This is a genomic window from Psychrobacter sp. 1Y4 (genome assembly GCF_051847555.1).
Genome location: NZ_JBPYDE010000006.1, coordinates 210578 through 234053 on the forward strand (window position 1 = coordinate 210578; position 23476 = coordinate 234053).

Here is a 23476-nt window from a genome sequence, read left to right on the forward strand (position 1 = left end):
TAACAAATAAGCGCGTAAATCGCATGTTATATTTACTCGCTTATTTTGCTAATAGAAAGTATCAACCAATCATTCGTTATTCGTCCCTATCTTTAAATATTAAACGCTCGGCTGGTAGATACTCTTTTTGTTCCTGATATAGATAGCTGAGCATCTGCTCACGCACTTCACATTCTAAATAAAAAGCATTCATAGGACTATCAGACGCCAGACTACCGCGTAATTTAATCGTGTTTTCACTTAGTGACACTGTTAGCATTTGAGGATCTGTCTCACCATCCCAAAATTCGTTCTCTTTAACCAGCTCACTAAACTTGTTTCGAACAGCATCGATATCTGCTCCATAATCAACGTATAGATAGACCACACAAGTCTGATGCGCTTCAGTATGTGACCAGTTTTCTACCACTTCAGTAATGAGATGACGCATTGGTACGATTAAGCGGCGCTCATCCCATGTCTTTAGCACCGCGTAGGTATAACGCAGATCTTCAATAGTAGTCCAATCGCCCTCCATCATCACGGTGTCGCCGATACGGACCGGCTGGGTTACCGCTACCTGTACACCAGCAATGATGTTACCCAATATGGGCTGTGCGGCTATACCAATGACCACACCAGCGATACCAGCCGAGGTCAATAAGGTCGTACCGAGGCCTTCCATATTAGTAAATTCACTAAGACCGATCCAAATACTGCCGAGAATCATGGCAAAAATAAAGACACGACGAAATATCGACACATAGGTACGACGACGTCGCTCCTTATCCAGGTGTTCTTCAGATAGGTTTTCAATCTGCATGTCTTGATAGCGATTGGCAAAAAAGTTAATAACGCGTATACCAAGCCACATCGTACTAAATACCAACCCAATCCAAATAACTGGACGGGTCGATGACGCTACCGCGTCTAGATATGGAAAACCGCCTGATACTAAAGTAAAAACTAACGAAAAGCTGATGCTAAAAGTTAATGGTACCGTCAGCTTACTTACCAAATCCGCCACACCATTAGTACTGCCTACATAGGTGCTATACCTTTGATCGTCATCAATATAGTGGCTAATGATTTTTTCAGTGCCTTTACTTAGTAGCCAACCCATCGCCATGGTAAATAAGAAAAATGAAAATAAAGCCAAAAACTCCCATAATGCGATGCTAAAAAACTGTAGCTTCATCCACATGGGTAAATGACGTTCGAACTCGGCGGGATGATACTGCTCATAAAGATTATCAATATTGCCAACGGTCTGCGCTGAAAAAACCCAAATCGGTGCATCGTCGTTAACTTGTACACGTTCTATATAAATGGGCACTCGGCGTTCGCGGTAATCAATGTAACCCAGTTGAATAGAGCGTCTAGGAATGCCCATGACGCTACTGGCATTACCAAGTGGCGGCTTGATTAAACCATCAGGACGGTCTGGTAGGTCATCGAATACATAAAGCTCTTTTTCAGATAACAAAAAATCAAGTCGCTTGGCTAATTCAAGGGCGCGACTGCGCTGAACTTCACTGTCAATCAGGTTCATATTGAGCGCATAAGCAGCCAAATCAAACTGCTGCTTCATCACCGCTGATTGAAAGAACTCCAAAGTGGCCAGTGGCGTTGACAGGTTTGGCAGCTCAGATAAGGGCGGCAAACCTGTATTGAGCTTATCTAAAATATAATAGCCTTCGTTATACTCCCCTTTTAATCCTGCATCACCTTGTAAATTTCCAGACTGCTGTACAGCATTGAGTTCTGTAGGATCGAATATCTCTTCTGTCACTCCAGAGACACTCACGCCTTCTTTTTTGATTGTGTTAATTTTTTGAGCCGTATAGTCGATCAAATTTTCTGCTTTAGCAGCTACCTGAGTTTTTGGATCATCTTGAGCGTTAGGATTTGACTCACTGACACTTTGTTCACTAGTGCTGAGTTCATTATTACTAGTTGCGGCATAAGTAGGAATACAAAGAGCGCTCAGTGCAATGATAAAAAAGCTTAATAGTATTTGCAGCGCTTTATAGCGCCTCTCATAATGCATCGCGTGACTATCTTGTATAGAATGGCTGACTTGCTTATTGTCTTTACCAATAACACTTCTTAAAGTATTCATATTTTTATGCATTTTTGAATGACAAGGCGTTTTCATATAAAAAATCTTGGCTGTAGTATGATGATAAGCTAATGTAGTCAGCAAAAAAAAGCCAGCGTAAAGCTGACTTAATTTGTTAGTATACGTATTTATTGTCCGCACAATCACGTTAGCCTTTTTAAAAATTATATTAGCTGTTTTTAAAAGTAATACGCTCGGCAGGTAGATAGGGTTTTTGCTCATCGTAAAGATAGTCCAGCAGCTGTTCACGAATCTCACATTGCAGCATCCAGCCATCATCAGGATTGTCAGCCGCCAAAGTGCCATACAGCTCTATGGTGTCTCTATCTACGGACAATACGTACAGCATGGGTTCAGTCTCGCCATCCCAGTACTCGCTAGCTTGCACTACTTCAGCGTACTTATCACGAACGTCATCGACATTGATACCATAGTCCACCAGTACAGATACTGTAAACGTTTGATGCGGATCAGGATGTGACCAATTCTCAACGGTCTCTGTCACAAAGTAGCGCATCGGTACAAACAAGCGGCGCTCATCCCAGGTCTTGATGGTAGCGTAGGTGTAACCCAAATCCTCAATAGTACTCCAATTGCCATCATACATAATTGTGTCGCCGATACGTATGGGCTGAGTCATGGCTATTTGTAAGCCCGCAACAATGTTGCCAAGCGTTGGCTGCGCAGCAATACCGATCACTACACTTAAAATACCAGCAGAGGTCAATAAGGTTTTGCCAAGGCCCTCAAGATTGACAAATTCGCTCATCCCAATCCAAACACTACCAATGACCATAACAAAGATAAAAACACGTCGAAATACTGACAGATACGTCGTACGCTTACGGTACTCGTCATACTCTTCGTCCCCTAAGCTGTCGATTTGAATGTCCTCGTAACGATTGGCAAAGAAGTTAATGACGCGAATACCAAGCCAAATAGCGCTCAGTACTAAAGCTATCCATACTATAGGACGCGTCGCTGTTGCAATAGCGTCTATAAAAGGAAAGCCACCTGAAACCAAGGTAAATACTAAAGACAAACTAATAGTAAAGGTCAGCGGCACGGTAAATTTATTGACCAAGTCTGTGATACTTTTTTTGCGACCGATGTAAGAGCCATTTTCATCACTGGTATAATGGTCTATCAAACGGCCAGTAAATTTACTAACCACCCAACCCAGTCCTAGCGTCATGATAAAGAAAATAAATAAAGCCAAAAACTCCCAAACAGCAATGCCAAGGACTCGCAGCTTAAGCATTGATGGCAAATAGCTTTCGAACTTTGCAGGTTTGTACTGGTCATAAAGCTTGTCAATATGACTGACGGTTTGGGCAGAAAACACCCAAACAGGAGCGTTATCTTCGACTTTTACTCGTTCGACAAATATAGGTATTCGATGCTCACGATAATCAATATGACCAAGTTGAATGGCACGGCGCGAAACACCATGCAGGGGATCACTGCTACCAATAGAGGATTCAATCAAACCATCAGGACGATCTGGCAATTTATTAAAAACATAAAGATCCTTTCTATGTAGCAAAAAATCAAGACGTTTAGACAACTCCATACTACGGCTTGGTTGCACGCTTGGATCAAGCAAATTTAAATTAAGCGCATAAGCTGCCAAGTCAAAACGTTTTGTGACTGCAGCTGTTTGAAAAAACTCCAACGTCGCAAACGGTGTGGATAGGTTTGGCGGTGGTGACAACGGTGATAGACCGTTATTTAGCCGCGTTAAAACAAAGTAGTTTGCGTCTTGCCCACCTGTAAGTCCGGTATATCCTTGCAGCTTATCCGTTTGCTGCATCGCTGCTCGCTCGTCATTATATAAAGCCTCATTGATAGTATCGGACAGCTCAAAACCACCTTGTTCAAGGGTTTCAACTTTTTGTTCAGCATATTCTATAAAACCATTTGGACTGTTTATTGACTGCTCTGCTCTAGTAGCAGGTGCATTGTCTTTGTTAGTGAGTATCTCAGTATCACTTGAGGCAGCTTTAGCTGGCATATAAATGATGCCAGCTATGATAATTAGCAAACCAATCATGAGATAAGCTTTAGAAGATTTCATTTCAAAATCATTTTTGGTAAAGCTAGTCATAAAATTAGCGCCTATACATCTGTGAATGTCATATAAAAAGATATCTTAAAAATAAAATCAAACTAAAACAGCGCGCAAAAAAAAGCCAGCGTAGAGCTGACTTAATTTGTTAATATACGTATTTAATGTCACCAGCAATCGGCTTAAGCACGGCGCCATGTTGTACCAGTACGGCTGTCTTCAAGCTCAATACCTGCCTCTTTTAGTTGCTCGCGTATTTCATCAGCACGCGCAAATTTTTTATCGGTTTTGGCCTTTGCACGCTCAATGATTAATCCATCAATGTCAGCATCGGTTAACCCATCATCTGCTTGATCACCAATCACTGCTTGCAGAAACTGTTGGACTGGCTGCTGCAAAATATTGAGTACTTGTGCCAACGCTTTTAGATGCTGCGCCAAGCGCCATGCTGTGTCTAAATCTTCAGCTTTGATGGCTTTGTTGACATCACGTGCCAGCCCAAATAATACACTAATCGCTGTCGAGCTATTAAAGTCATCATTCATGGCTTTGATAAAATCTTGTCCAGCCGCGCTATTATAAGCGTTGTTTATCAATTCGTCAGTGACTGTTAGCGATTGTCCTTTTTGCTGTTCAGCCAGTTTTAAGACGTTATATAGTCTGCTTAGGCTATTATGTGCTTCATCTAAAGCACTATCAGAGAAGTTTACTTGGCTACGATAATGGCTTGATAATAAGAAAAAACGTACCGTCTCAGGCAAATATTTGGCGGTTACATCACGTATGGTAAAAAAGTTACCTAATGACTTAGACATTTTTTCGCCATCGACATTAATAAAACCGATGTGCATCCAGTTGCGCGCGTATTCGCAACCTGTCGCTGCTTCAGACTGCGCTATCTCATTTTCGTGATGCGGAAACTGCAGATCATGACCACCGCCATGTATATCAAAGGTATTACCAAGGCACTTAGTTGACATCGCTGAGCATTCAATATGCCAACCTGGACGCCCTTGGCCCCAAGGTGACGCCCATTGCGGCTCATCAGGCTTTGTCGCTTTCCAGAGTACAAAGTCAAACGGGTTACGCTTGTCGTTTTCGACATCGACACGTGACCCTGCTTGCATATCATCAAGGTTACGCTTAGATAATTTGCCATAGTCAGAGAAGCTGTCTACTGCATAATAGACATCACCATTGTCACCAGCATACGCATAGTCACCCGTAACCAGCGTCTCAATCATTTGTTGCATCTCATCAATATGTTCAGTCGCCCGAGGCTCAGCATCTGGCATCTCGCAGCCGAGTGCGGCCGCATCTTCGTGCATCGCTTCGATAAAACGCTGCGTCAACGCACTAATATCTTCGCCGTTCTCATTAGCACGAGCAATTATTTTGTCGTCGATATCGGTAATATTGCGCACATAATCAACATCATAGCCTAGTCGTGCCAGCCAGCGCACTACCATATCAAACCCAACCATAACGCGAGCATGACCAATGTGACAATAGTCATAGACAGTCATACCGCATACATACATGCCTACCTGCCCTGCTTTAAGCGGTTCAAACTGACGTTTGCCGCCAGTGAGTGAATCATAAATGACAAGCTGAGACATCGCATCGGCAAGTGGTGTGGTCATAATAAAAAAGCCTTTTGATAAAAATAAAGAAAATAAAACGTAACCTATTATCTTAGCGAAAACGGCAGGAAAATACTACAATAGCCAGATAACTAAAACTTGCACACATTTAAAAACTATTAAGGATAAGAGATGGGCAATCGTTTGAGCAAAATATATACACGTACCGGTGATGATGGTAGTACTGGTATGGCAGATGGTAGCCGCGTGAGTAAAGCGGATAATCTATTTAGCGTTATGGGTGATATCGACGAGCTCAATTCACACATCGGTTTGGTACGAGCGCATCTGACACAAGCTATAACTGATAGTAAAAACCCAAGCGCGCAACAGTTACCTGAACGCTTGCAACAAAAAGCGTCAGATGTCACTCAAGCGCTAGTGGTGCTTCAGCATCTATTATTCAACATCGGTGGCGAGCTTGCTATGCCAGAATATGAAGGTGTTAATCCTGCTCATATAGACTGGTTAGAACAACAAATTGATGCGATGAATACTAGCCTGCCGCCGCTAAAGGACTTTATCCTGCCTACAGGTTCATTATTGGTCAGTCAATTGCATGTAGCACGTAGTGTGTGTCGCCGTGCTGAGCGCCAAGCTGTGCTATTACAGCAAGAGCATCCACAAGCCATTCGCAGTACTGCGCTTAGCTTTATCAATCGTTTGTCTGATTGGTTGTTTGTCGCTGCACGTTTTTGCACGGACCCAAAGCAGACATCTGAGATACTGTGGGACAGTCAAGTCTTAGAGAACGTTGCCATTAACGATAATAAAAACAACAGTTAACCTGACAGTCAATGAGCGCATGCTATATGCAAAACGCCTGCAACTTATGCTAGTTGCAGGCGCTATTTAGATTTAGAGCACAGAACCTAGTAATCAATAGGTTGCGCTTTCATCTTCCACAATAATCATATCGATGCTGTCATCCTTTGGGACAACTTTTGGTGCTTCAGGCGTCACTGGTGGCTTGGCATCGACACTAGGTAGTGCAGCTGTTTCTTCGGCACTATTGTCATTATTACTTTTATTGATAGTAGGCGGCGTAGCAGGCTCAGCTGGGCGTGCAGGCTCGACTGGCGTGACAGGCTTTGGTTGACGCTTTATCTGATTCTCACTATTCTTGCGAGCTGCTTCACGGCGACGTGCTGCTTCTTGCTTTTGACGCTCCGCTCGTTGTTCTTCTACAACTGACTGTGTCACAGAGCTTGCCATCACATCAGACACAATAGCGATAAGAGCTGGCTGACCTGCAATACGGGCTTGTATTTGCCCACTTTGCGCACCAGCAACATAAGTGAATGCATCATCGACTAACATATTATTGTTGATACGGATGTTGTTTTGAGCGAGTCGCGTTTGCAGACTTGGCTGATTGTTCGCTGCACTCATCTGACTGGCTTGGTACAAATCTTCGCTTGGCAGTGTCATACTAACGCTTGCCTGACAAGTTGTCATACCATTTGCATTGGCTTCTTGTAAGATGGCAGCATTTTGCACATCAATCATTACCCCATCTACTTTATCAATTAAGACACTGTTGTCTACGCTGACTTCTGCAATGTTCGCATAGTTGGCAGCCGTTGACTGTGCTTGCTGATTAAGTGTGTTTCTTAAAGCAGATTTCAAACGATCTTGTACCATTGGATTATCACAGCTTATAGCAGGAACAACCGTACCATCATTGGCTGCTGGTTGCTCAGTAGTAACCTCAGCTGTCTCAGTAGTATCATCTTTATCCGAACGTTCACAACCAGCAATCGCTAAACCACATACCACACTAATACCAGCAATTTGCTGCCATTTTGACCACTTTTTATTTGCTACGCTCATATTTGTTTTGCTCCCGATTTACTCATTTGCACCGTCAACGGTAGACAGTATAGCTATCTATGTTGCCATAACGCTGTAACAGCTTTATACGACCAATATTAAAATCAGCTCATTATACGAGGTTTGTCGCAGATGGTCAGTAATGTAGACCATTGATATACAAATAAAACCCATCAAAGACTATAAAAACCCTTTTCAGTTGCAAAAACGCAACAAACACTTATTAAGCTGTCTATATATAAAACAGTCTGGTTGCTTGTTTAAGTTGGTTGATCGTTGTTATTGCTTTGTTTTAGCTGTACAAAACCAAACTCTACTATACTTCTCTGCTCTTTTACGCAAAAATTTATGAGGCATCATATTATTGATCAACAGATAATTGCTCGACGAATAATTGATGATAGGTAGTTATGATAAAACTTGATAATACTTTGCTCCTAGGTCATCGAGGTGCGCGTAGTGAAGCATTGGAAAACACGCTATTTGGTTTTGAACATGCTTATAAGCTACAGGCACAGGGCTTGTCAGGCGTAGAGTTTGACGTACAACTTACTGCCGATGGTCATCTGGTAATATTTCATGACGAGACGCTACAACGACTTTGCGGCTTACAGTCACGAGTGGATCAGCTAAGCTTGATTGAAATTCAGCGCCAACTACAATTAGGTCATAAAATAATGACCTTGGACATGTTGGCGCAGTCTATGACCTACTCTTCTACTATTTTTTCTCAATCACAGGTCCCTAAAGACCTAGTCACTCAAGTAACTGAAACAACTAAAATAGCTAAGACTCAAAACCACAAAATCACGCTACCTGCTTTGACTCAGTTCACTCATATTGAGCTGGAGATTAAGACTCATAACCGAACAAATTACTCTAAACTGATACAAGCGTTAATACGCTATCTGGTAGGTACGCCCCTTGCCAGCTTGCCTATCGTTCTTACTACTTTTGATGTGCAACTTTTGGCCCAATTGCAATGCAATAAACTGCTTGCAAATATTCCGCGTGGCTTACTGGTACGAACACCGCACTCGATAATCTCAGCACCTAATACCGCCTTACAACTGGGCTGTACCCAGCTTGGCATACATTATCCCCTCATTACCCAGTCTATTATTCAAAACGCGCATCGTTACGGTTTACCAGTCAGTGCGTGGACAGTAAACGATATAGAAATTGCAAAAAAACTTGTCGAGTGGCAAGTAGACGTCATTATTACTGACATTCCAAGTCAATTATTATAAATTTTTTTTGACAATTGTCGTAAGCTAGTGGCTTATATTACTATTTGCGTCATATATTTAGCTTGATTTGCTAAGGTTTTTAGCGCTTATGATACTTTTTAGCGCTTATGATAAGACGGCTTTAGCTATTTATTAATCAATGGTTTCTTAACATAGCTTTAGTAGAACTTACACTTTCACACAATACCTGATAGCTAACAGGGTATTTACAATAAAATATCGAATAACTCATACAAGTTATTGTTATTTATTAATATTTTTCTAGTGTATAAACGTTCACTTTCTGCTTCTTTTAGGGTAATATAGAGCCTGAAACTAATACCGCTAGGAAAATTATATGATTGCAAAAAAAGCAATGGGCTTACCGCTTAAAGGCTTACGTTTCGCTATCAAATCTGGTGACAGCATTTTGGATAACGCAACCACTCAGGTTGGACGTTTTAAAACGTGGTTTGATAATAACAAAGCGAAAGCTGCGCTTGATGAGCAGCCTACCGCAAAACGTAACTATACAAAAACTGCTAAGCAAAATGACGTCACTACAAGTAACCATACTCTTGATTTACAAGAGCTTGAATTTAAAAAAGCGCCAATCAATTGGATACCTGCTACTATTTTGGTAGCGACGCCTATTGCTGCTGCTATCATTACTCCATGGTACTTATTTACCCACCAAGTGAGCGCACCTGTTTGGGGCGTATTTGGTGCTTTTATGGTATGGACGGGTATCAGTATCACCGCAGGCTATCACCGTTTGCTATCGCATCGTGCCTATAAAGCGCATCCAGCAGTGAGAAACTTTTTATTACTGGGTTCAACGTTAGCAGTACAGGGTTCTGCGTTTGATTGGGTCTCAGGTCACCGTACTCATCATCGTCATGTTGATGATCGTATAGAAGATCCGTACTCAGCTAAGCGTGGTTTTTGGTTTAGTCATGTCGGTTGGATGCTGCGCAATTATCCAAGTGGTAAGTTTGACTACAAAAACATTCCAGACTTGACGAAAGATAAAGTCCTCCAAATCCAGCATAAGTATTATGGTCTTTGGGTATTAGCAACGAACGTCGGTTTAGTAGCAGCTGTTGGTTGGTTACTTGGTGATGTTTGGGGTACCTTAGTACTAGCAGGTTTGCTACGTTTGGTATTGACTCACCATTTTACTTTCTTTATCAACTCGCTATGCCATATGTTTGGTTCGCGTCCTTATACTGATACCAACACTGCACGTGACAACTTCATGTTAGCTATCTTCACATGGGGTGAGGGTTATCATAACTACCATCACTTCTTCCAATACGATTATCGTAACGGTGTAAAATGGTGGCAGTACGATCCTACTAAATGGTTGATTGCTGGTTTGTCTAAAATTGGTCTAACGAGTGAGCTTCGTACAGTTGATGATACAACTATTAAGCACGCTGAAGTCCAAATGCAGTTCAAACAAGCTCAACAGCAGATCGATACGGTAAGTGCAAGTGGCATCGATATTCCGCATGTTATGCAAAGCTTCCAAGATCGCATCAAGTTTGAGTACGAAGCTTTTACGCAGACAGTAGAAGAATGGCAAGCACTAAAAGCCAAAGCTGTTGAGATGAAAAAGAATGAATTTGCAGATCGCTTGCATGAAGTCGATGACAAGCTCAAGCTTGAGTATGCTAAGATCGAACAAAAGATTCATGAGCATAACGACAACTTGAAGATCGCATTTCGCTCGATTGGCTACAATAAAAAAGCTGCTTAAAGCATCCTGACTAGTTAAACGAGTTCATTGTTTATAATACAAAATCTCCCTATCTATAGTAGATAGGGAGATTTTTTTATGGAATGTTTACCATTACTTAGGGTCTGTTGAGTAAAGCGACAACTAACACTCATCAAATTAGTTTGCCATCGTAAATTTATCATCTTATAACAGTGATTAATTTAAGATAAATTACAAGACATGGACAGAGTGCACAGGTGTAGCACTAGGGCTATGTTATAGTATATTTATTGTTTTTTATATCATCGTTATTATTCATATTTAGTGAGTATCAATAGGAAAAGCACGTATGCGCTATCAAAATACCTATGTCAATTTAGACCCACGTTTATATCACAAGCAGCCACCAACCGCGCTAAAAAATCCGCGTGCTGGGCATTTTAATACTCAAGTAGCAGAGCAGCTAGGTTGGGCAGATGATGAAGACTTAATGGCACGCTGGGTTGAGATTCTCGGTGGTCATTATGTGCCTACTCAATTTGAGCCTTTGGCGATGGCCTATGCAGGTCACCAGTTCGGACAATGGGCAGGACAATTGGGTGATGGACGTGGCTTGCTCGTGGCGCAAGTACTAGACAATGACAACCAATTGCAAGATTTGCACCTTAAAGGCTCTGGTCTGACACCGTACTCGCGGATGGGTGATGGGCGGGCGGTATTACGCAGTACTATTCGTGAGTATCTATGTGGGCATGCTCTCAATCAGCTCAGTATCCCCTCCTCTAATGCGCTTGGCTTTGTCGTATCAGATACGCCTGTACGCCGCGAACGTATGGAAGCAGGTGCTGCTTTGATGCGCGTAGCAGATAGTCATATTCGCTTAGGTCACATAGAGTGGATTGCAAGCTTTGCTCCTGATTTGCTTGGTGAATTTACTAATTATATGATTGACACCTACTATCCAGAATGTCGTGATAGCGAAACGCCAGTGCTAGCATTTTTGCAAGCAGTCGTTGAGCGTACTGCACGTATGATAGCTGACTGGCAACTGATTGGTTTTGCACACGGAGTGATGAATACCGATAACTTATCTATCACTGGTAGTACTTTAGACTTTGGGCCATTTGGCTTTATGGAACGTTTTAATCCTGCTTGGATCAACAATCACTCTGACCATACTGGACGCTACACCTATCAAAACCAGCCTGCTATTGGACACTGGAATCTCAATATCTGGTTGCCACACTTTATGCGCTTAGAGGGCGTGACGCGTGAAGCGTTATCAGATTGCTTAGCCCCTTATGAACCAACCTTTATGCAACATTATCAACAAGGACTGTGTCGTAAGTTAGGATTGCCGCATCAAAAAGAGAGCTTAAGCTTAGCTTTTGAGTGGCTGACCTTACTAGAAGACAACTTGCTTGATTATACCAATAGCTTTCGTGCCCTCTTAGGTTTAGTATCTCCAGAGAATTACCCTTATGAGAAGCAATTATTAGCCACCTTGACTCATGAATTGCAAGGTGAGGCATTACAAGTATGGCAAGATTGGTCAGCGCGTTATTTAGCGCATGTGCAAGCGCTATCTATTGAACAAGTCGTCACCGACATGCAAACGACTAATCCTGTCTATGTACTCCGTAATAGCATGGCTCAGCGCGCTATCACTGCTGCTGAACAAGGGCAGTTTGAAGAGGTGTCACGCTTATATGAATTGCTTGCCAGCCCATATACGGTACAAGATATCGCAACAGCGCTTGATAGTACCCCTCCAGCTCCTAATGCACCGCAGATGCCGATCAGTTGTTCTTCATAAATACTACAGAATCTCTTTTTGATTACTACTATTAAACCCTAACAGAGGTTAATAAACGTTTTTTATTATTCTCTGTTTAGTTGTTAATCATTATGTCACTTCTAAAAAATCTTGAGATGAAACCACTAACCTAATAACTGACAGTAAAATTTAGACTAAATTTAAAACAATAGTCACAATATTGAATATATATTGTAAATTTCACTTTATTTGTTACTATCAACTGGCTAAATGTTCGTTATCAATTTATTATATAAGTTATGCACTTCGTTATGATTGACTCGGCAGCTAATTATCAATAATGCTAGACTAAAATAGCTAAGTTTATTAGCTTTTCGCTTTACGTTATCATCTGATCATAGCCTAACGCTTTTTTGACTGTGCATCGCCTTTTAATAGTCGCTTAGTAGCTCCTTAATCTGTTATTTGCTGGAGCTTATATTCGACGATTTTTTGGGGTCGAGCGTTACTTTATTTTGTTTATCACACTTTGTTTTATTTCAATTTATTCCAACAATGGCCATTATTATGAATGACGATACCAATTTGAATATGGATAATCCTAATACAGATAAAGAACAGTTCGAACAGGCTGCTCTACATTATCATGAGTTTCCAAGACCAGGTAAAATCTCGGTAACACCTATTAAACAACTGGCTAACCAGCGTGATTTGGCTTTAGCCTATTCGCCAGGTGTCGCAGTACCTTGTCTTGAGATTCAAAAAGACCCAACGACAGCCGCTAAATATACAGCACGTAGTAATTTGGTTGGTGTTATTACTAACGGTACTGCCGTATTGGGTTTGGGTGATATCGGTCCGCTGGCGTCAAAACCAGTGATGGAAGGTAAAGGGGTATTATTCAAAAAATTCGCTGGTATCGATGTTTTTGATATTGAAATTCAACAAAATGATCCTGACAAATTTATTGAAGCGGTTGCATCACTGGAGCCAACGTTTGGTGGTATTAACTTAGAAGACATCAAAGCACCCGAATGTTTTAAAATCGAGCGCGAGCTGCGTAAACGTATGAACATTCCAGTTTTTCATGACGATCAGCATGGTACCTCTATTATCGTTGCTGCCGCCATGCTAAACGCCCTCATTCTGACTAGCAAAAAGATTGAAGAGATCAAAATCGTCTGTTCAGGTGCTGGTGCTGCCGCCATTTCTTGCCTAGACATCATCTGTGCTCTTGGTGTTGATCAGAACAATATTTTTGTTTCTGATTCACGCGGTATTATTACCACCAGTCGTGAGAATCTAGACGAGTCAAAACAACGTTATGCTCGCGACACCGATGCTAGTACCATTGATGATGTGATGGACGATGTGGACATGTTTATCGGCCTATCAATGCCTGGCATTTTAAGCCCCGATATGGTACGCCGTATGGCAAAAAACCCTATCATCTTTGCTCTCGCCAATCCAACGCCTGAAATCATGCCAGAATTGGCGCATTCAGTACGTCCAGACGTCATTATGGCGACCGGACGCTCAGATTATCCAAACCAAGTTAACAACGCATTATGCTTTCCTTATATCTTCCGTGGGGCATTAGATGTAGGTGCAACGACTGTTAACGAAGAGATGAAAATTGCTTGCGTACGTGCGATTGCAGCGATGGCGCACGTTGAAGCGACGCCGACCACGAACGTCAGAAATATCGACAAAATGAGAAGCTTTGGCCCTGATTATCTGATTCCAGGACCGCTAGAGCCAAACTTAATCATCGAGATTGCCTCTGCAGTTGCAAAAGCGGCGATGGACTCAGGTGTTGCAACCTTACCGATTGATAACTTAGATACTTATCGTCAGCGCTTATCAGAGTTTGTGTATAACTCAGCGTTTGTGATGAAGCCTATCTTCTCTCGTGCGAAGTCAGATCCAAAGCGTATCGTTTACTGTGAAGGTGAAGATAACAATGTCCTTCTTGCCGTACAAGTCGTCGTTGATGAAAAGCTGGCAAAACCTATCTTGGTTGGACGTCCATCAGTCATTGAAAACAATATTGAGAAGCTTGGCTTACGTCTAAAAGACGGTGAGAACATTACCATTATCAACCAAGATGATGATCCTCGTTATAAAGATTACTGGCAAGGTTATTACGAAAAAAATAAACGCCGCGGTGTCAGTATTGAGCTTGCTCGTCGTGATGTCCGTCGCAAGACCAGCCTTATTGGTGCGCTTCTGGTCGAAAATGGTGACGCTGAGGGCATGATCTGCGGTACGTTTAGCCATTATCAATTACATCTTGATTATGTCCAAAAAGTCATTGGTAAAAAAGACGGTGTAAGTGACTTTTATGCGATGAATGCGGTACTCATGCAAGATCGCAATATCTTTATTGCTGATACCTATATTCATGAAGACCCTACTGCTGAACAATTGGCTGAAATGACCGTATTGGCTGCGGATCAATTGCACCGCTTCGGCATCACGCCGCGCGTCGCTTTGGTATCACATTCAAACTTTGGTACCTCTGATCGCGTTAGTGCTGTCAAAATGCGCAAAGTCTATAAGCTACTAAATGAGATGAATGTGGATTTCGATTTTGATGGTGAGATGCAAGGTGATGCTGCGCTTAATGAGTATATTCGTTTAGAAGATATGCCATCAAGTCACCTAAAAGGTGCGGCCAATTTGCTTATTTTGCCAACGCTTGATGCTGCAAACATTGCCTTTAATTTGCTTAAAACAGCAACAAACAGCGCCTCTATTGGTCCAATCTTACTGGGAGCCAATAAGCCTGTTCATATCTTGACGCCATCAGCGACAGCTCGTCGCGTGGTCAATATGACGGCGCTTGCTGTCACTGAAGCGCAAGACTTAGAAAACGAGAAGTAATTGCCGCATTATATTTATCGATGAGCTGCTACTGTTCATGATTAATAGTAGTAGTTTGCTATACTAAGACCAGTCTATATCATCGTCATAAATGGTATAGACTGGTTTTTTTTGCTTCAATAAAATGATAATAATATTCATCTGATTAAAATTTGTTTGACGAATAAAAGAGGTTTCCATGCAAGTTTATCTCGTTGGTGGTGCAGTTCGTGATCAGCTGTTAGATCGCCCTATTACAGATAAAGACTTTGTGGTGGTAGGTGCAACCGTCGATGAGATGCTAGCAGCAGGCTTTATTCAAGTCGGTGCAGACTTTCCCGTATTTTTGCACCCGACTACTCAAGAAGAATATGCACTCGCACGTACTGAGCGCAAACTTGGTCGTGGTTATCAAGGCTTTAGCGTACATGCTAGCCCTGATGTAACGTTGCAAGATGACTTACAGCGCCGTGACTTAACCATCAATGCGATGGCGATTGAAGTAACTGGCCTCACTGATGACACGCCTCTTACGGGTGAAGTAATTGATTATTATGGTGGACTCGATGATATTCAGAGCAAGACCTTACGTCATATATCGGAGGCTTTTAGCGAAGATCCGCTACGGGTACTGCGAGTCGCACGCTTTTATGGACGTTATTATGACTTAGGTTTTCACATCGCTGAGGAAACCATCACGCTCATGTGCCAACTGGTCGATTCAGGTGAGCTTACCCATTTGAGTGCTGAGCGTATTTGGCAAGAATCAAGCCGCGCAATGATGCAAGACTCTCCTCAGGTTTATTGGGAGCAGTTGTATGCGATCGGCGCTTTAACTGAGTACTTTGCGCCATTGCATCACGCTTGGAGTGATACTCGTGTACGGGAAACGGTACAGACAGCACTATACTTTGCTGGTCAAATGCACTTAAATTTGTCTCAGCGTTGGGCGTTATTGATGGCTAGTCTTGATCAATCCATATTCGTCTCGCAACCTAACCCTGACATACTATCAAGCGGTTCACATACAAGTGTTGCGGCTGAGGAGAAAAAAGCCGCTCTAAAAGCCATCACCTCTATAAGCAATAGCGCCAAAGTACCTAAAGTACCCATTCAGTTTGCAAGCTTATTCGTTACCCAAGCTGGGAAATTAAGCGCAGTCAATGAACTAAACGCTACTCAAAAGATTGATCTTATCCAAGCCTGTAGCGCTCATAAAGAGCCTAATAAGTTGTCGCAGCTATTGGTAACCAGTCATGTATTACAGCTGGCAAAACAACATCGTCAAATGATGCTTGCATTAAATAGCTTTCATGCTATTGGTATAAAAAGTATAGATGCAGACATTAAGGGCGCTGCCATCGGTAAAGCATTAAATGAGGCGCGTGCTGCGCATCTGTTCTCTATGGAACAATCTATAGCCAGTACTGACTAACAGTGTCATATATTTTATCTGTAAGCAAAGCTAACAACCTTTTTTATTAAACAAAATACGATTAGACGATGGAAACTGTATTTTTATGCCAATCGAATCCACAGTGAAGAGCGACACAAACCCATCTATTGACGTGAACAATGACCACTCATACAGTGATAGTCCCGTCATACTCGTCACTGGTAGCGCTAAGCGTATTGGCGCAGCCATCATTCGAGCAGCGCATCATCAAGGCTACCGTGTCATTATCCATTGTCATCGTAGCGAGCAACAAGCAATAGCGCTAGCAAACCAGCTTAACGAAATCCGTGATAATAGTGCGGCAGTTGTCGTTGCGGATTTAGCAGTTGTCACCGATAGCCATTTATTAACTCAGTTTGTTCAATCCGTTATAGATAGATTTGGACAGCTTGATGTGCTAGTACATAACGCATCACGATTTTACCCGACTCCGCTCAATAGTATAGATAATGACCAATGGGATGATCTGTTTTTGAGCAATGCCAAAGCACCATTATTACTTAGCCAAGCTTTTTTGCCTTACTTACAAACGCAGTATGGATGCATCATTAGCCTACTTGATATTCACGCTCATAATAAACCGTTTAAGCACTACACTATCTATAATATGGCAAAGGCAGCGCACCGGATGATGGTACAGTCTCTCGCGTTAGATATGGCGCCTTATGTTCGCGTTAATGGCGTTGCACCTGGGGTAAACGTATTGCCTGATGCCGATAGCGACCAAGCACTCGAGGACATACAGCAACAAAATATCATCGACTCTATTCCTATGCAGCGAATCGGTACACCAGATGATATTGCACAAAGCGTATTATATTTAGCAAAGGCAAGCTATGTCACAGGAGAGGTTATTAATGTCGATGGCGGTCGTGGTTTGACCTTAGCTGGTGGTAATATTTAGTAAGTAAGCAAAAAGAGCTGAATAATATCGTTTAGTTGCTATCTTTTACTTGAAAATTTAAAAAAATCAGGTATCATTGTGCGTCTAACGTTAGGGCCCATAGCTCAGTTGGTTAGAGCAGAGGACTCATAATCCTTTGGTCGTAGGTTCAAGTCCTACTGGGCCCACCATATATCAAATCAGGCTTGTTCGCAGCGATGCGGCAAGCCTTTTTTTATGGGATTTTACGTAATTTCCGAATACCTTGGTATATGGCGAACTATATAGAATATTGGTATATTTGTTGGTATAGATTATATCAACACGGGGATATACCAACATGCCATTAACTCATACGATTATCAACAAACTAACCCCAAGTGACAAATGCACCCCTAGCCGCCCTGACAAGCATAGTGATGGCGACGGCCTTCAACTGTGGGTAAGACACACCGGAAACAAAGTCTGGATCAGTGCTTACCGCTGGCAAGGTAAACAGCAATCACTGACCTTGGGCAAGTACCCAGTAATTACACTGCAGCAGGCACGCCAGCGTAACCTAGAAATAAAGCAACAGATTAACGAAGGTATTAACCCAAAAGGTAAGAAAAAAGAAAAACTCGCTGAGCAAGATGGCTCAAGACTTTTTGATACTATTGCACAGGCTTGGTATACAGATCGTAAAACCTTTTTAGCCTCAAGTACGTTTAGTCGTAACTACTCAGCCTATATGCGTGACGTTAAACCAGTTATAGGGCATAAGCTAATCGACGACATTACATCACCTGATATTTTAGCGATTGGTAAAAGTATCGAGGCACGTGGTGCTAATGAAATGGCACGACGCATAATGGCAGAAGTAGGACAGATATTTAAGCACGCTATTCGCATAGGCGTAGCGACGTCAAATCCTGCAGCAGACTTATCAGCAGCGATCAAACCGCACAGAACAAAAAATCACAGTCGTATTACTTCAAAAGAACTACCTAAGCTTTTACAAGATATCGATGCATACACTGGACATATAACTGTCAAACTAGGTCTATGGTTCTTATGCTATACCTTTGTAAGAACTAATGAAATTCGATTTATGGAGTGGTCAGAAATTGACTGGAATGATAAAACTTGGCGCATACCTGCAAATAAAATGAAAATGGATAGACCTCATATTGTACCTCTTGCACCACAGGTTATAAAGATATTAGAGCAAATCAAAGAACTAAATTTTTCAGAGCAGTATGTATTCTATAACCCTTCAACTCGTAGGCCGTACAGTCAGAACGCTTTTATTAACGCACTTTATCAAATGGGTTATAAATACAAGATGACAGGGCATGGCTTTCGGGGACTAGCGAGTACTACTCTGCATGAGCAAGGGTTTATGCATGAAGCTATTGAGTTACAACTAGCACATGAACAAGAGAGCAAAATCAGTAGAGCTTATAACGGTGCTCAGCACTTAGATTATCGTAAGGATATGATGAATAAGTGGGCTGACTACTTAAGTAAACTTCATCTTAAGGATAATAACGATGTCTGACCATTTAAAGAACTTTTATACTCTTGAAGAAGTCAAAAATAAATTAGCTGCATCAACTGATCCTCAGCTTAGTAGTGATCTAACAATAAAACGTTTTATAGACACCCATCTACTGACACCTTATGTTCATTACAAAGGTCTTATTAATAGTGTTAGATCTGTCTATTCGAAGAGTCGTGAAGATATTATAAAAGAGCTATCTGCAACTATAAATGAAGATATTAATATTTTGGAGTTAAAGGAACTAGTAGATCCACAGAGATATGATGCTTCTTTAGACATAGACGCAATAATATATCAGACCAAAAAGCTGCTTACTACTTTTAAAGATGAGTATGCTATGGGTAACGATGGTTTCGCTCCTTATGTTGAAGGTATATTTAGTATCTCTTCTAACAATGTAATGCATACTAATTTAGGTTTAAAAGTTATTATTGGTGATTATGAGCCTATTTCTCACCACATAAAATTTATCTCAAAAAATCCTTTTGGCAATATGGGTGAAGACGATTACGCGGCTTTATTAAGAGAGGATGAGGTTTTTGGCTGGGTATTACACATGCCTGATAGCGATTATCATAAAGCGATAAAACCTGAAAAACAATGCAAATTAATATTTTCAAGTCAAGATGTGAGCTTCATCCTTCGTAGGATTGAAAATATTGATTTAGCTCCAAAATTAGCTAAAAAATTAAAAAAAGCTAATAGACTTATAAGTCAACAACTTGCACAAATAGAAAATCTGAATAACAAACTAAGTTCTGAGAAACCTACTAAAGAATTACATATAAGATCAGCTAATAATGCTGGAAAAATAATTTCCGCTTTAGCGAGCGAGCTTTTAGAACTGAATATTACTAAACCATACTCAGAAAAAAGTAACGGAGCTATAAGAAAAGCTATTGAGCTTCAGGGAAATAATTTAAGCGAAGAGGCAGTAGCAAGCTGGCTGAAAATTGCTTATGAACAGATCAAATAGTATTAATTAAATCCTAACTAGGACTTCCGAAATTCTAGTTAGGGTAACTCTTTCATCATATGTTTTATCATTCTAGCTACACCGTAATTGTTCACCGCGGTGGATAATCAACGTATTATACGGAGACGCTAGAGTGAAAGACTTAACAAACAATGTTGAATCTAAAGTAAGTGAAGTTAGTAATATCCTTCCGCCTCAGGGAATGTCTAGAGCAAAAGACATTCTTCATTTTCTGCCATTTTCCAGAACGACACTCCATGAGTGGAGTAATAATGGCAAGTTTCCTGCAAGCATCAAATTATCATCAAATATGGTTGCGTGGCGCAACATAGATGTAATCAATTGGCTGGAAAATTATAAAAGCTCGCTCTCTCATAATGAAGATGTGGAGAGTGAAAATGAAATCTAAAAACAAAGAAGCCCATGTAGACAACATGGGCGCTGATACTCTATTACTAAATTGCAAGCCAGCAAAATTAAAAGAGCTGGCAGGCGATGTTTTTCTAAAAAAGATATATGACCTACTAGAACCTAAACGGCTACTATCCGTTACAGGTAATACTACTATATATCATGGCAAAGAGATTGGCAAAACAAAACTCACCGCCGGTACAATTGCCATTTCCCTCACTGACGCGCAAGGCAAGAATGTAGGCGCGGTATTCTACAAACCAAACAGCACAATTAAACCCATTGTAATTGACCCTACAGGTTATGGCGCTATCATCATTGGTGACATAAATAATGCTAATGAGGTGCTAGCGTTTGATGACCTAGAGAACGGTATAGATGCTTATACATGCCTGATGGATAGTGATAAAACTATTGTTGTTAGCCCTCAAAGAACAAAGCAAAACTTCAAAAAAATGGTGCAGCATTGGGGCAGCGGATCACAGGTAACCGTACCAATGACACTTGATAATAAAGTCTTAATAAATCTATTTGCAGGCGTAAATGCTAGGGCATTGGTTACTGTGGCTGATATTGTCACGATGCTACTTGCTAATAATAGCTATGAAGCAATATTGGCAGCTAATGAAAGCCAGATCATTAATCTGAAAGATAGTGCTTGCTATCCTAAATGGCGTGATGATCCACAGCTTAATGAACCTATGATTTATGATGATGGACGTTTTGAGCTATATCATGATGGGCTTTATTTTGTGAAATACAATCTTGTCGACCCAGCAAATATAATACACAAGATAAGCCTGTTTGTATGTTCTCCAATTGAGATCATCGCTAAGACTAGCGATACTAATAATACAAAATGGGGGCGCTTACTACAATGGCGGGATGATGATGACGTCTTGCATCAGTGGTCGATGCAGTTATCTTTATTACAAGGTGATTCACATGAATATCGTAGAGAGCTAGCTAGCCAAGGCTTAAACATTACCACAAACATAAAACAGCGCAGCTACCTAGACGCTTATATTCAAGACTATCCTATTCAGAAACGGGCATCATGCGTGGATAAACTGGGCTGGCATGGCGACCAATACATACTACCTGATGGCGCAATAGGCGGCGATGGCAAGCAGTTAGTCGTCTATGAATATGCCCATAGAATCAATAGCACCCTAGCCCAGCAAGGAACATTAAACCAATGGAATGAAAAATTATGCAAGCCAATGGCAGAACAAAGCCGTATTGCTTTCTCTATCTCATGTGCTTTTTCTGGTCAGTTACTTGAAATATTGGATGATGGCGGCGGTGGCTTTCACTTTTTAGGCTCATCAAGTATGGGTAAGTCATTATCACTTAAAGCAGCGTCTAGCGTATGGGGCAAACCTGACAAATACACTAAAACATGGCGCAGCACTGATAATGCCTTAGAAGGCACAGCAAGTGAGCATAACGACAGCTTTTTGCCCCTAGATGAAATCAGCGAATGTGATCCCAACATCCTTAGTAAAAGTAGTTACATGCTGGCTAATGGTCAAGGTAAAGGGCGCAGCACCACCACGGGACACAATCGCATAGCCAAAACATGGCGCATTATCTTTTTATCTAATGGTGAAGAGTCAATACAAAACCTTATGGCGCAAGCAGGGCAAAAAACTAATGCAGGTATTGAGGTTCGAGTAGCGCATATAGATGCTGATGCTGGTAAAGGTCTAAAAATTTTTGATAGTTTAGTATTGGCAGACACAGGCGCAGCACAAGCTGATAAGATCAAGGAGTTATCACATACTTACTATGGTGTAGCTGGCATAGCATGGCTGGAATATATCACCGCCGACAAAGCAGCGACCACAGCCAAGGCTAAGCATCTTGTAAGTAAATTTATGAACCAGTATAGCTACCTTGCACCTCAGGCGCATAGAGTGGCCAGAAGGTTCGCTATTGTTGCCGCAGCTGGTGAGATAGCGACAGGTGCAGGCATTACAGGCTGGCAAGCAGGACAAGCAACTAAAGCCGTGATGACATGCTTAGATAATTGGCTTGATAACTATGGGCGCGATGGTGAGCACGAACAACGCCAAATTATAGAGCATATCAAGGCGTTTATTGAACAACATGGATCAAGTCGCTTTCAACCTTGCTATAAAAACATGCGCTCAAACTTTGAGGAGAGAATTCCCAACCGTGTAGGCTATCGCAATATGGACACGGGGGACTATTATTTTTCTAAAGAGACTTTTGACAAGGTATGTGAACCTTTTAGCAAAAAGAAAGTCTTACAAGTATTAGAGGAAGCTGACTTATTACTACTTAACCAAAGTGACCGTAAAATCTACAAAATGCCTGATACTTTATTTAATGGCAAGCAACGCCCATCTGTCTATGCGATCAAAGCTAACATACTTTCATGTGAACCCTACTAAAACGACTGGGACAAACGGTGCAGAAAACAGTAATTTGTTAGTCCTGTCCCGTTCGTCTCGAAATTAAAAAACAGACTGGAATAGCTCAAAGCCTTTAGTAACAAGAGCTGTCCCGTTCGTCCCTTCTGTCCCAAATAAATTAATTCATAGCAAAAATAATATAGGTCAAGTGATAAAAGGTAGCCTTTAAACGACTACCTTTTTTTATAGTTGGTTTTTAATAAATAGTTACGTTAGAACTTTATAACCTACTAGGGCATGTCATCAATTAAGCCAAACAACGCAAGAAACCAGATGAACCGCACTGAGGAAATGACTGGCTAACTTATCATAACGAGTGGCAATCGCACGGTATTACTTAATTTTGGCAAAGAAGTTCTCGATAAAATGCCATGCTTTGTAAACCTCTTTATCGAAATCTCTTGGTTGCAGTCGGTGACACTTGGAAGGTATGACTGCCTTTCCTTGTACTGAACCGCCCCGACTTTATCGGAGGCTGATTTACTTTAGTCAGGCAGCAATGCCTGACAGGATTAAATTATCATAAT

15 protein-coding genes, 1 tRNA gene and 1 pseudogene are annotated in these 23476 nt (G+C 41.4%); 12 read left to right on the plus strand and 5 right to left on the minus strand.

Translation table 11 applies throughout. The features are described 5' to 3' along the window. Window positions 1-76 precede the first annotated feature (76 nt). The 3 genes from ACS8FC_RS07350 to cysS form a co-directional block, all read right to left on the minus strand. A complete protein-coding gene (locus ACS8FC_RS07350) occupies window positions 77-2101 on the minus strand; it encodes a mechanosensitive ion channel family protein (protein ID WP_439296318.1) in 2025 nt (674 codons plus the stop codon). A gap of 169 nt (window positions 2102-2270) precedes the next feature. Further along, window positions 2271-4208 carry a mechanosensitive ion channel family protein gene (locus tag ACS8FC_RS07355; RefSeq protein ID WP_439296319.1) on the minus strand — a complete coding sequence of 646 codons (1938 nt, stop codon included), beginning with the start codon at window positions 4206-4208 and terminating at the stop codon, window positions 2271-2273. A gap of 143 nt (window positions 4209-4351) precedes the next feature. Beyond that, the gene (gene cysS, locus ACS8FC_RS07360) at window positions 4352-5812 is read right to left on the minus strand and encodes a cysteine--tRNA ligase (RefSeq protein WP_439296320.1); all 1461 of its coding nucleotides are present in this window, start codon (window positions 5810-5812) and stop codon (window positions 4352-4354) included. A 132-nt stretch (window positions 5813-5944) separates the two neighbouring features. On the opposite strand from cysS, the gene ACS8FC_RS07365 reads away from it, so the two are divergent. Then, on the plus strand, window positions 5945-6598 hold the full coding sequence (locus ACS8FC_RS07365) for a cob(I)yrinic acid a,c-diamide adenosyltransferase (RefSeq protein ID WP_439296321.1): 654 nt from the start codon (window positions 5945-5947) through the stop codon (window positions 6596-6598). A gap of 93 nt (window positions 6599-6691) precedes the next feature. On the opposite strand, the gene ACS8FC_RS07370 is transcribed toward ACS8FC_RS07365, so the two are convergent. After that, the gene (locus ACS8FC_RS07370) at window positions 6692-7645 is read right to left on the minus strand and encodes a hypothetical protein (RefSeq protein WP_439296322.1); all 954 of its coding nucleotides are present in this window, start codon (window positions 7643-7645) and stop codon (window positions 6692-6694) included. Window positions 7646-8055: 410 nt separating this feature from the next. Between ACS8FC_RS07370 and ACS8FC_RS07375 the strand changes: the two genes are divergently transcribed. The 11 genes from ACS8FC_RS07375 (at window position 8056) to ACS8FC_RS07425 (ending at window position 22928) form a co-directional block, all read left to right on the plus strand. Beyond that, the gene (locus ACS8FC_RS07375; RefSeq protein WP_439296323.1) at window positions 8056-8895 is read left to right on the plus strand and encodes a glycerophosphodiester phosphodiesterase; all 840 of its coding nucleotides are present in this window, start codon (window positions 8056-8058) and stop codon (window positions 8893-8895) included. A 337-nt stretch (window positions 8896-9232) separates the two neighbouring features. Continuing rightward, window positions 9233-10636: an acyl-CoA desaturase gene (locus ACS8FC_RS07380; RefSeq protein WP_439296324.1), complete on the plus strand. Its 1404-nt coding sequence runs from the start codon at window positions 9233-9235 to the stop codon at window positions 10634-10636. A 310-nt stretch (window positions 10637-10946) separates the two neighbouring features. Beyond that, a complete protein-coding gene (locus tag ACS8FC_RS07385; RefSeq protein WP_439296325.1) occupies window positions 10947-12413 on the plus strand; it encodes a protein adenylyltransferase SelO in 1467 nt (488 codons plus the stop codon). A 528-nt stretch (window positions 12414-12941) separates the two neighbouring features. Beyond that, window positions 12942-15260 (plus strand): NADP-dependent malic enzyme, encoded by a 2319-nt coding sequence (locus ACS8FC_RS07390; RefSeq protein WP_439296326.1) that lies wholly within the window; start codon window positions 12942-12944, stop codon window positions 15258-15260. Window positions 15261-15438: 178 nt separating this feature from the next. Next, on the plus strand, window positions 15439-16674 hold the full coding sequence (locus ACS8FC_RS07395; protein WP_439296327.1) for a tRNA nucleotidyltransferase: 1236 nt from the start codon (window positions 15439-15441) through the stop codon (window positions 16672-16674). Window positions 16675-16759: 85 nt separating this feature from the next. Then, a complete protein-coding gene (locus tag ACS8FC_RS07400; RefSeq protein WP_439296328.1) occupies window positions 16760-17599 on the plus strand; it encodes a pteridine reductase in 840 nt (279 codons plus the stop codon). A gap of 93 nt (window positions 17600-17692) precedes the next feature. Continuing rightward, window positions 17693-17769 (plus strand) — tRNA-Ile (locus ACS8FC_RS07405). A 149-nt stretch (window positions 17770-17918) separates the two neighbouring features. Continuing rightward, a complete protein-coding gene (locus ACS8FC_RS07410; protein WP_439296329.1) occupies window positions 17919-19118 on the plus strand; it encodes a tyrosine-type recombinase/integrase in 1200 nt (399 codons plus the stop codon). After that, entirely contained in the window at window positions 19111-20097 is a 987-nt protein-coding gene (locus tag ACS8FC_RS07415; protein ID WP_439296330.1) for a hypothetical protein, read from the plus strand. Before ACS8FC_RS07410 ends, ACS8FC_RS07415 begins: the two co-directional genes overlap by 8 nt. 133 nt (window positions 20098-20230) lie before the next feature. Beyond that, window positions 20231-20506, plus strand: coding sequence for a helix-turn-helix transcriptional regulator (locus ACS8FC_RS07420; protein WP_439296331.1), 276 nt, complete (start codon window positions 20231-20233; stop codon window positions 20504-20506). After that, entirely contained in the window at window positions 20496-22928 is a 2433-nt protein-coding gene (locus ACS8FC_RS07425; RefSeq protein WP_439296332.1) for a DUF927 domain-containing protein, read from the plus strand. Before ACS8FC_RS07420 ends, ACS8FC_RS07425 begins: the two co-directional genes overlap by 11 nt. Window positions 22929-23192: 264 nt before the next feature. Here ACS8FC_RS07425 and ACS8FC_RS07430 read toward each other — a convergent pair. Further along, window positions 23193-23384, minus strand: a pseudogene (locus ACS8FC_RS07430) (transposase); the annotation flags it as partial. Window positions 23385-23476 lie beyond the last annotated feature (92 nt).

Excerpts from the sequence above, each read along its gene's own strand:
- ACS8FC_RS07350 (WP_439296318.1), bottom strand. The coding sequence starts at position 2,101 with ATGAATACTTTAAGAAGTGTTATTGGTAAAGACAATAAGCAAGTCAGC.
- ACS8FC_RS07355 (WP_439296319.1), bottom strand. The coding sequence starts at position 4,208 with ATGACTAGCTTTACCAAAAATGATTTTGAAATGAAATCTTCTAAAGCT.
- cysS (WP_439296320.1), bottom strand. The coding sequence starts at position 5,812 with ATGACCACACCACTTGCCGATGCGATGTCTCAGCTTGTCATTTATGAT.
- ACS8FC_RS07365 (WP_439296321.1), top strand. The coding sequence starts at position 5,945 with ATGGGCAATCGTTTGAGCAAAATATATACACGTACCGGTGATGATGGT.
- ACS8FC_RS07370 (WP_439296322.1), bottom strand. The coding sequence starts at position 7,645 with ATGAGCGTAGCAAATAAAAAGTGGTCAAAATGGCAGCAAATTGCTGGT.
- ACS8FC_RS07375 (WP_439296323.1), top strand. The coding sequence starts at position 8,056 with ATGATAAAACTTGATAATACTTTGCTCCTAGGTCATCGAGGTGCGCGT.
- ACS8FC_RS07380 (WP_439296324.1), top strand. The coding sequence starts at position 9,233 with ATGATTGCAAAAAAAGCAATGGGCTTACCGCTTAAAGGCTTACGTTTC.
- ACS8FC_RS07385 (WP_439296325.1), top strand. The coding sequence starts at position 10,947 with ATGCGCTATCAAAATACCTATGTCAATTTAGACCCACGTTTATATCAC.
- ACS8FC_RS07390 (WP_439296326.1), top strand. The coding sequence starts at position 12,942 with ATGAATGACGATACCAATTTGAATATGGATAATCCTAATACAGATAAA.
- ACS8FC_RS07395 (WP_439296327.1), top strand. The coding sequence starts at position 15,439 with ATGCAAGTTTATCTCGTTGGTGGTGCAGTTCGTGATCAGCTGTTAGAT.
- ACS8FC_RS07400 (WP_439296328.1), top strand. The coding sequence starts at position 16,760 with ATGCCAATCGAATCCACAGTGAAGAGCGACACAAACCCATCTATTGAC.
- ACS8FC_RS07410 (WP_439296329.1), top strand. The coding sequence starts at position 17,919 with ATGCCATTAACTCATACGATTATCAACAAACTAACCCCAAGTGACAAA.
- ACS8FC_RS07415 (WP_439296330.1), top strand. The coding sequence starts at position 19,111 with ATGTCTGACCATTTAAAGAACTTTTATACTCTTGAAGAAGTCAAAAAT.
- ACS8FC_RS07425 (WP_439296332.1), top strand. The coding sequence starts at position 20,496 with ATGAAATCTAAAAACAAAGAAGCCCATGTAGACAACATGGGCGCTGAT.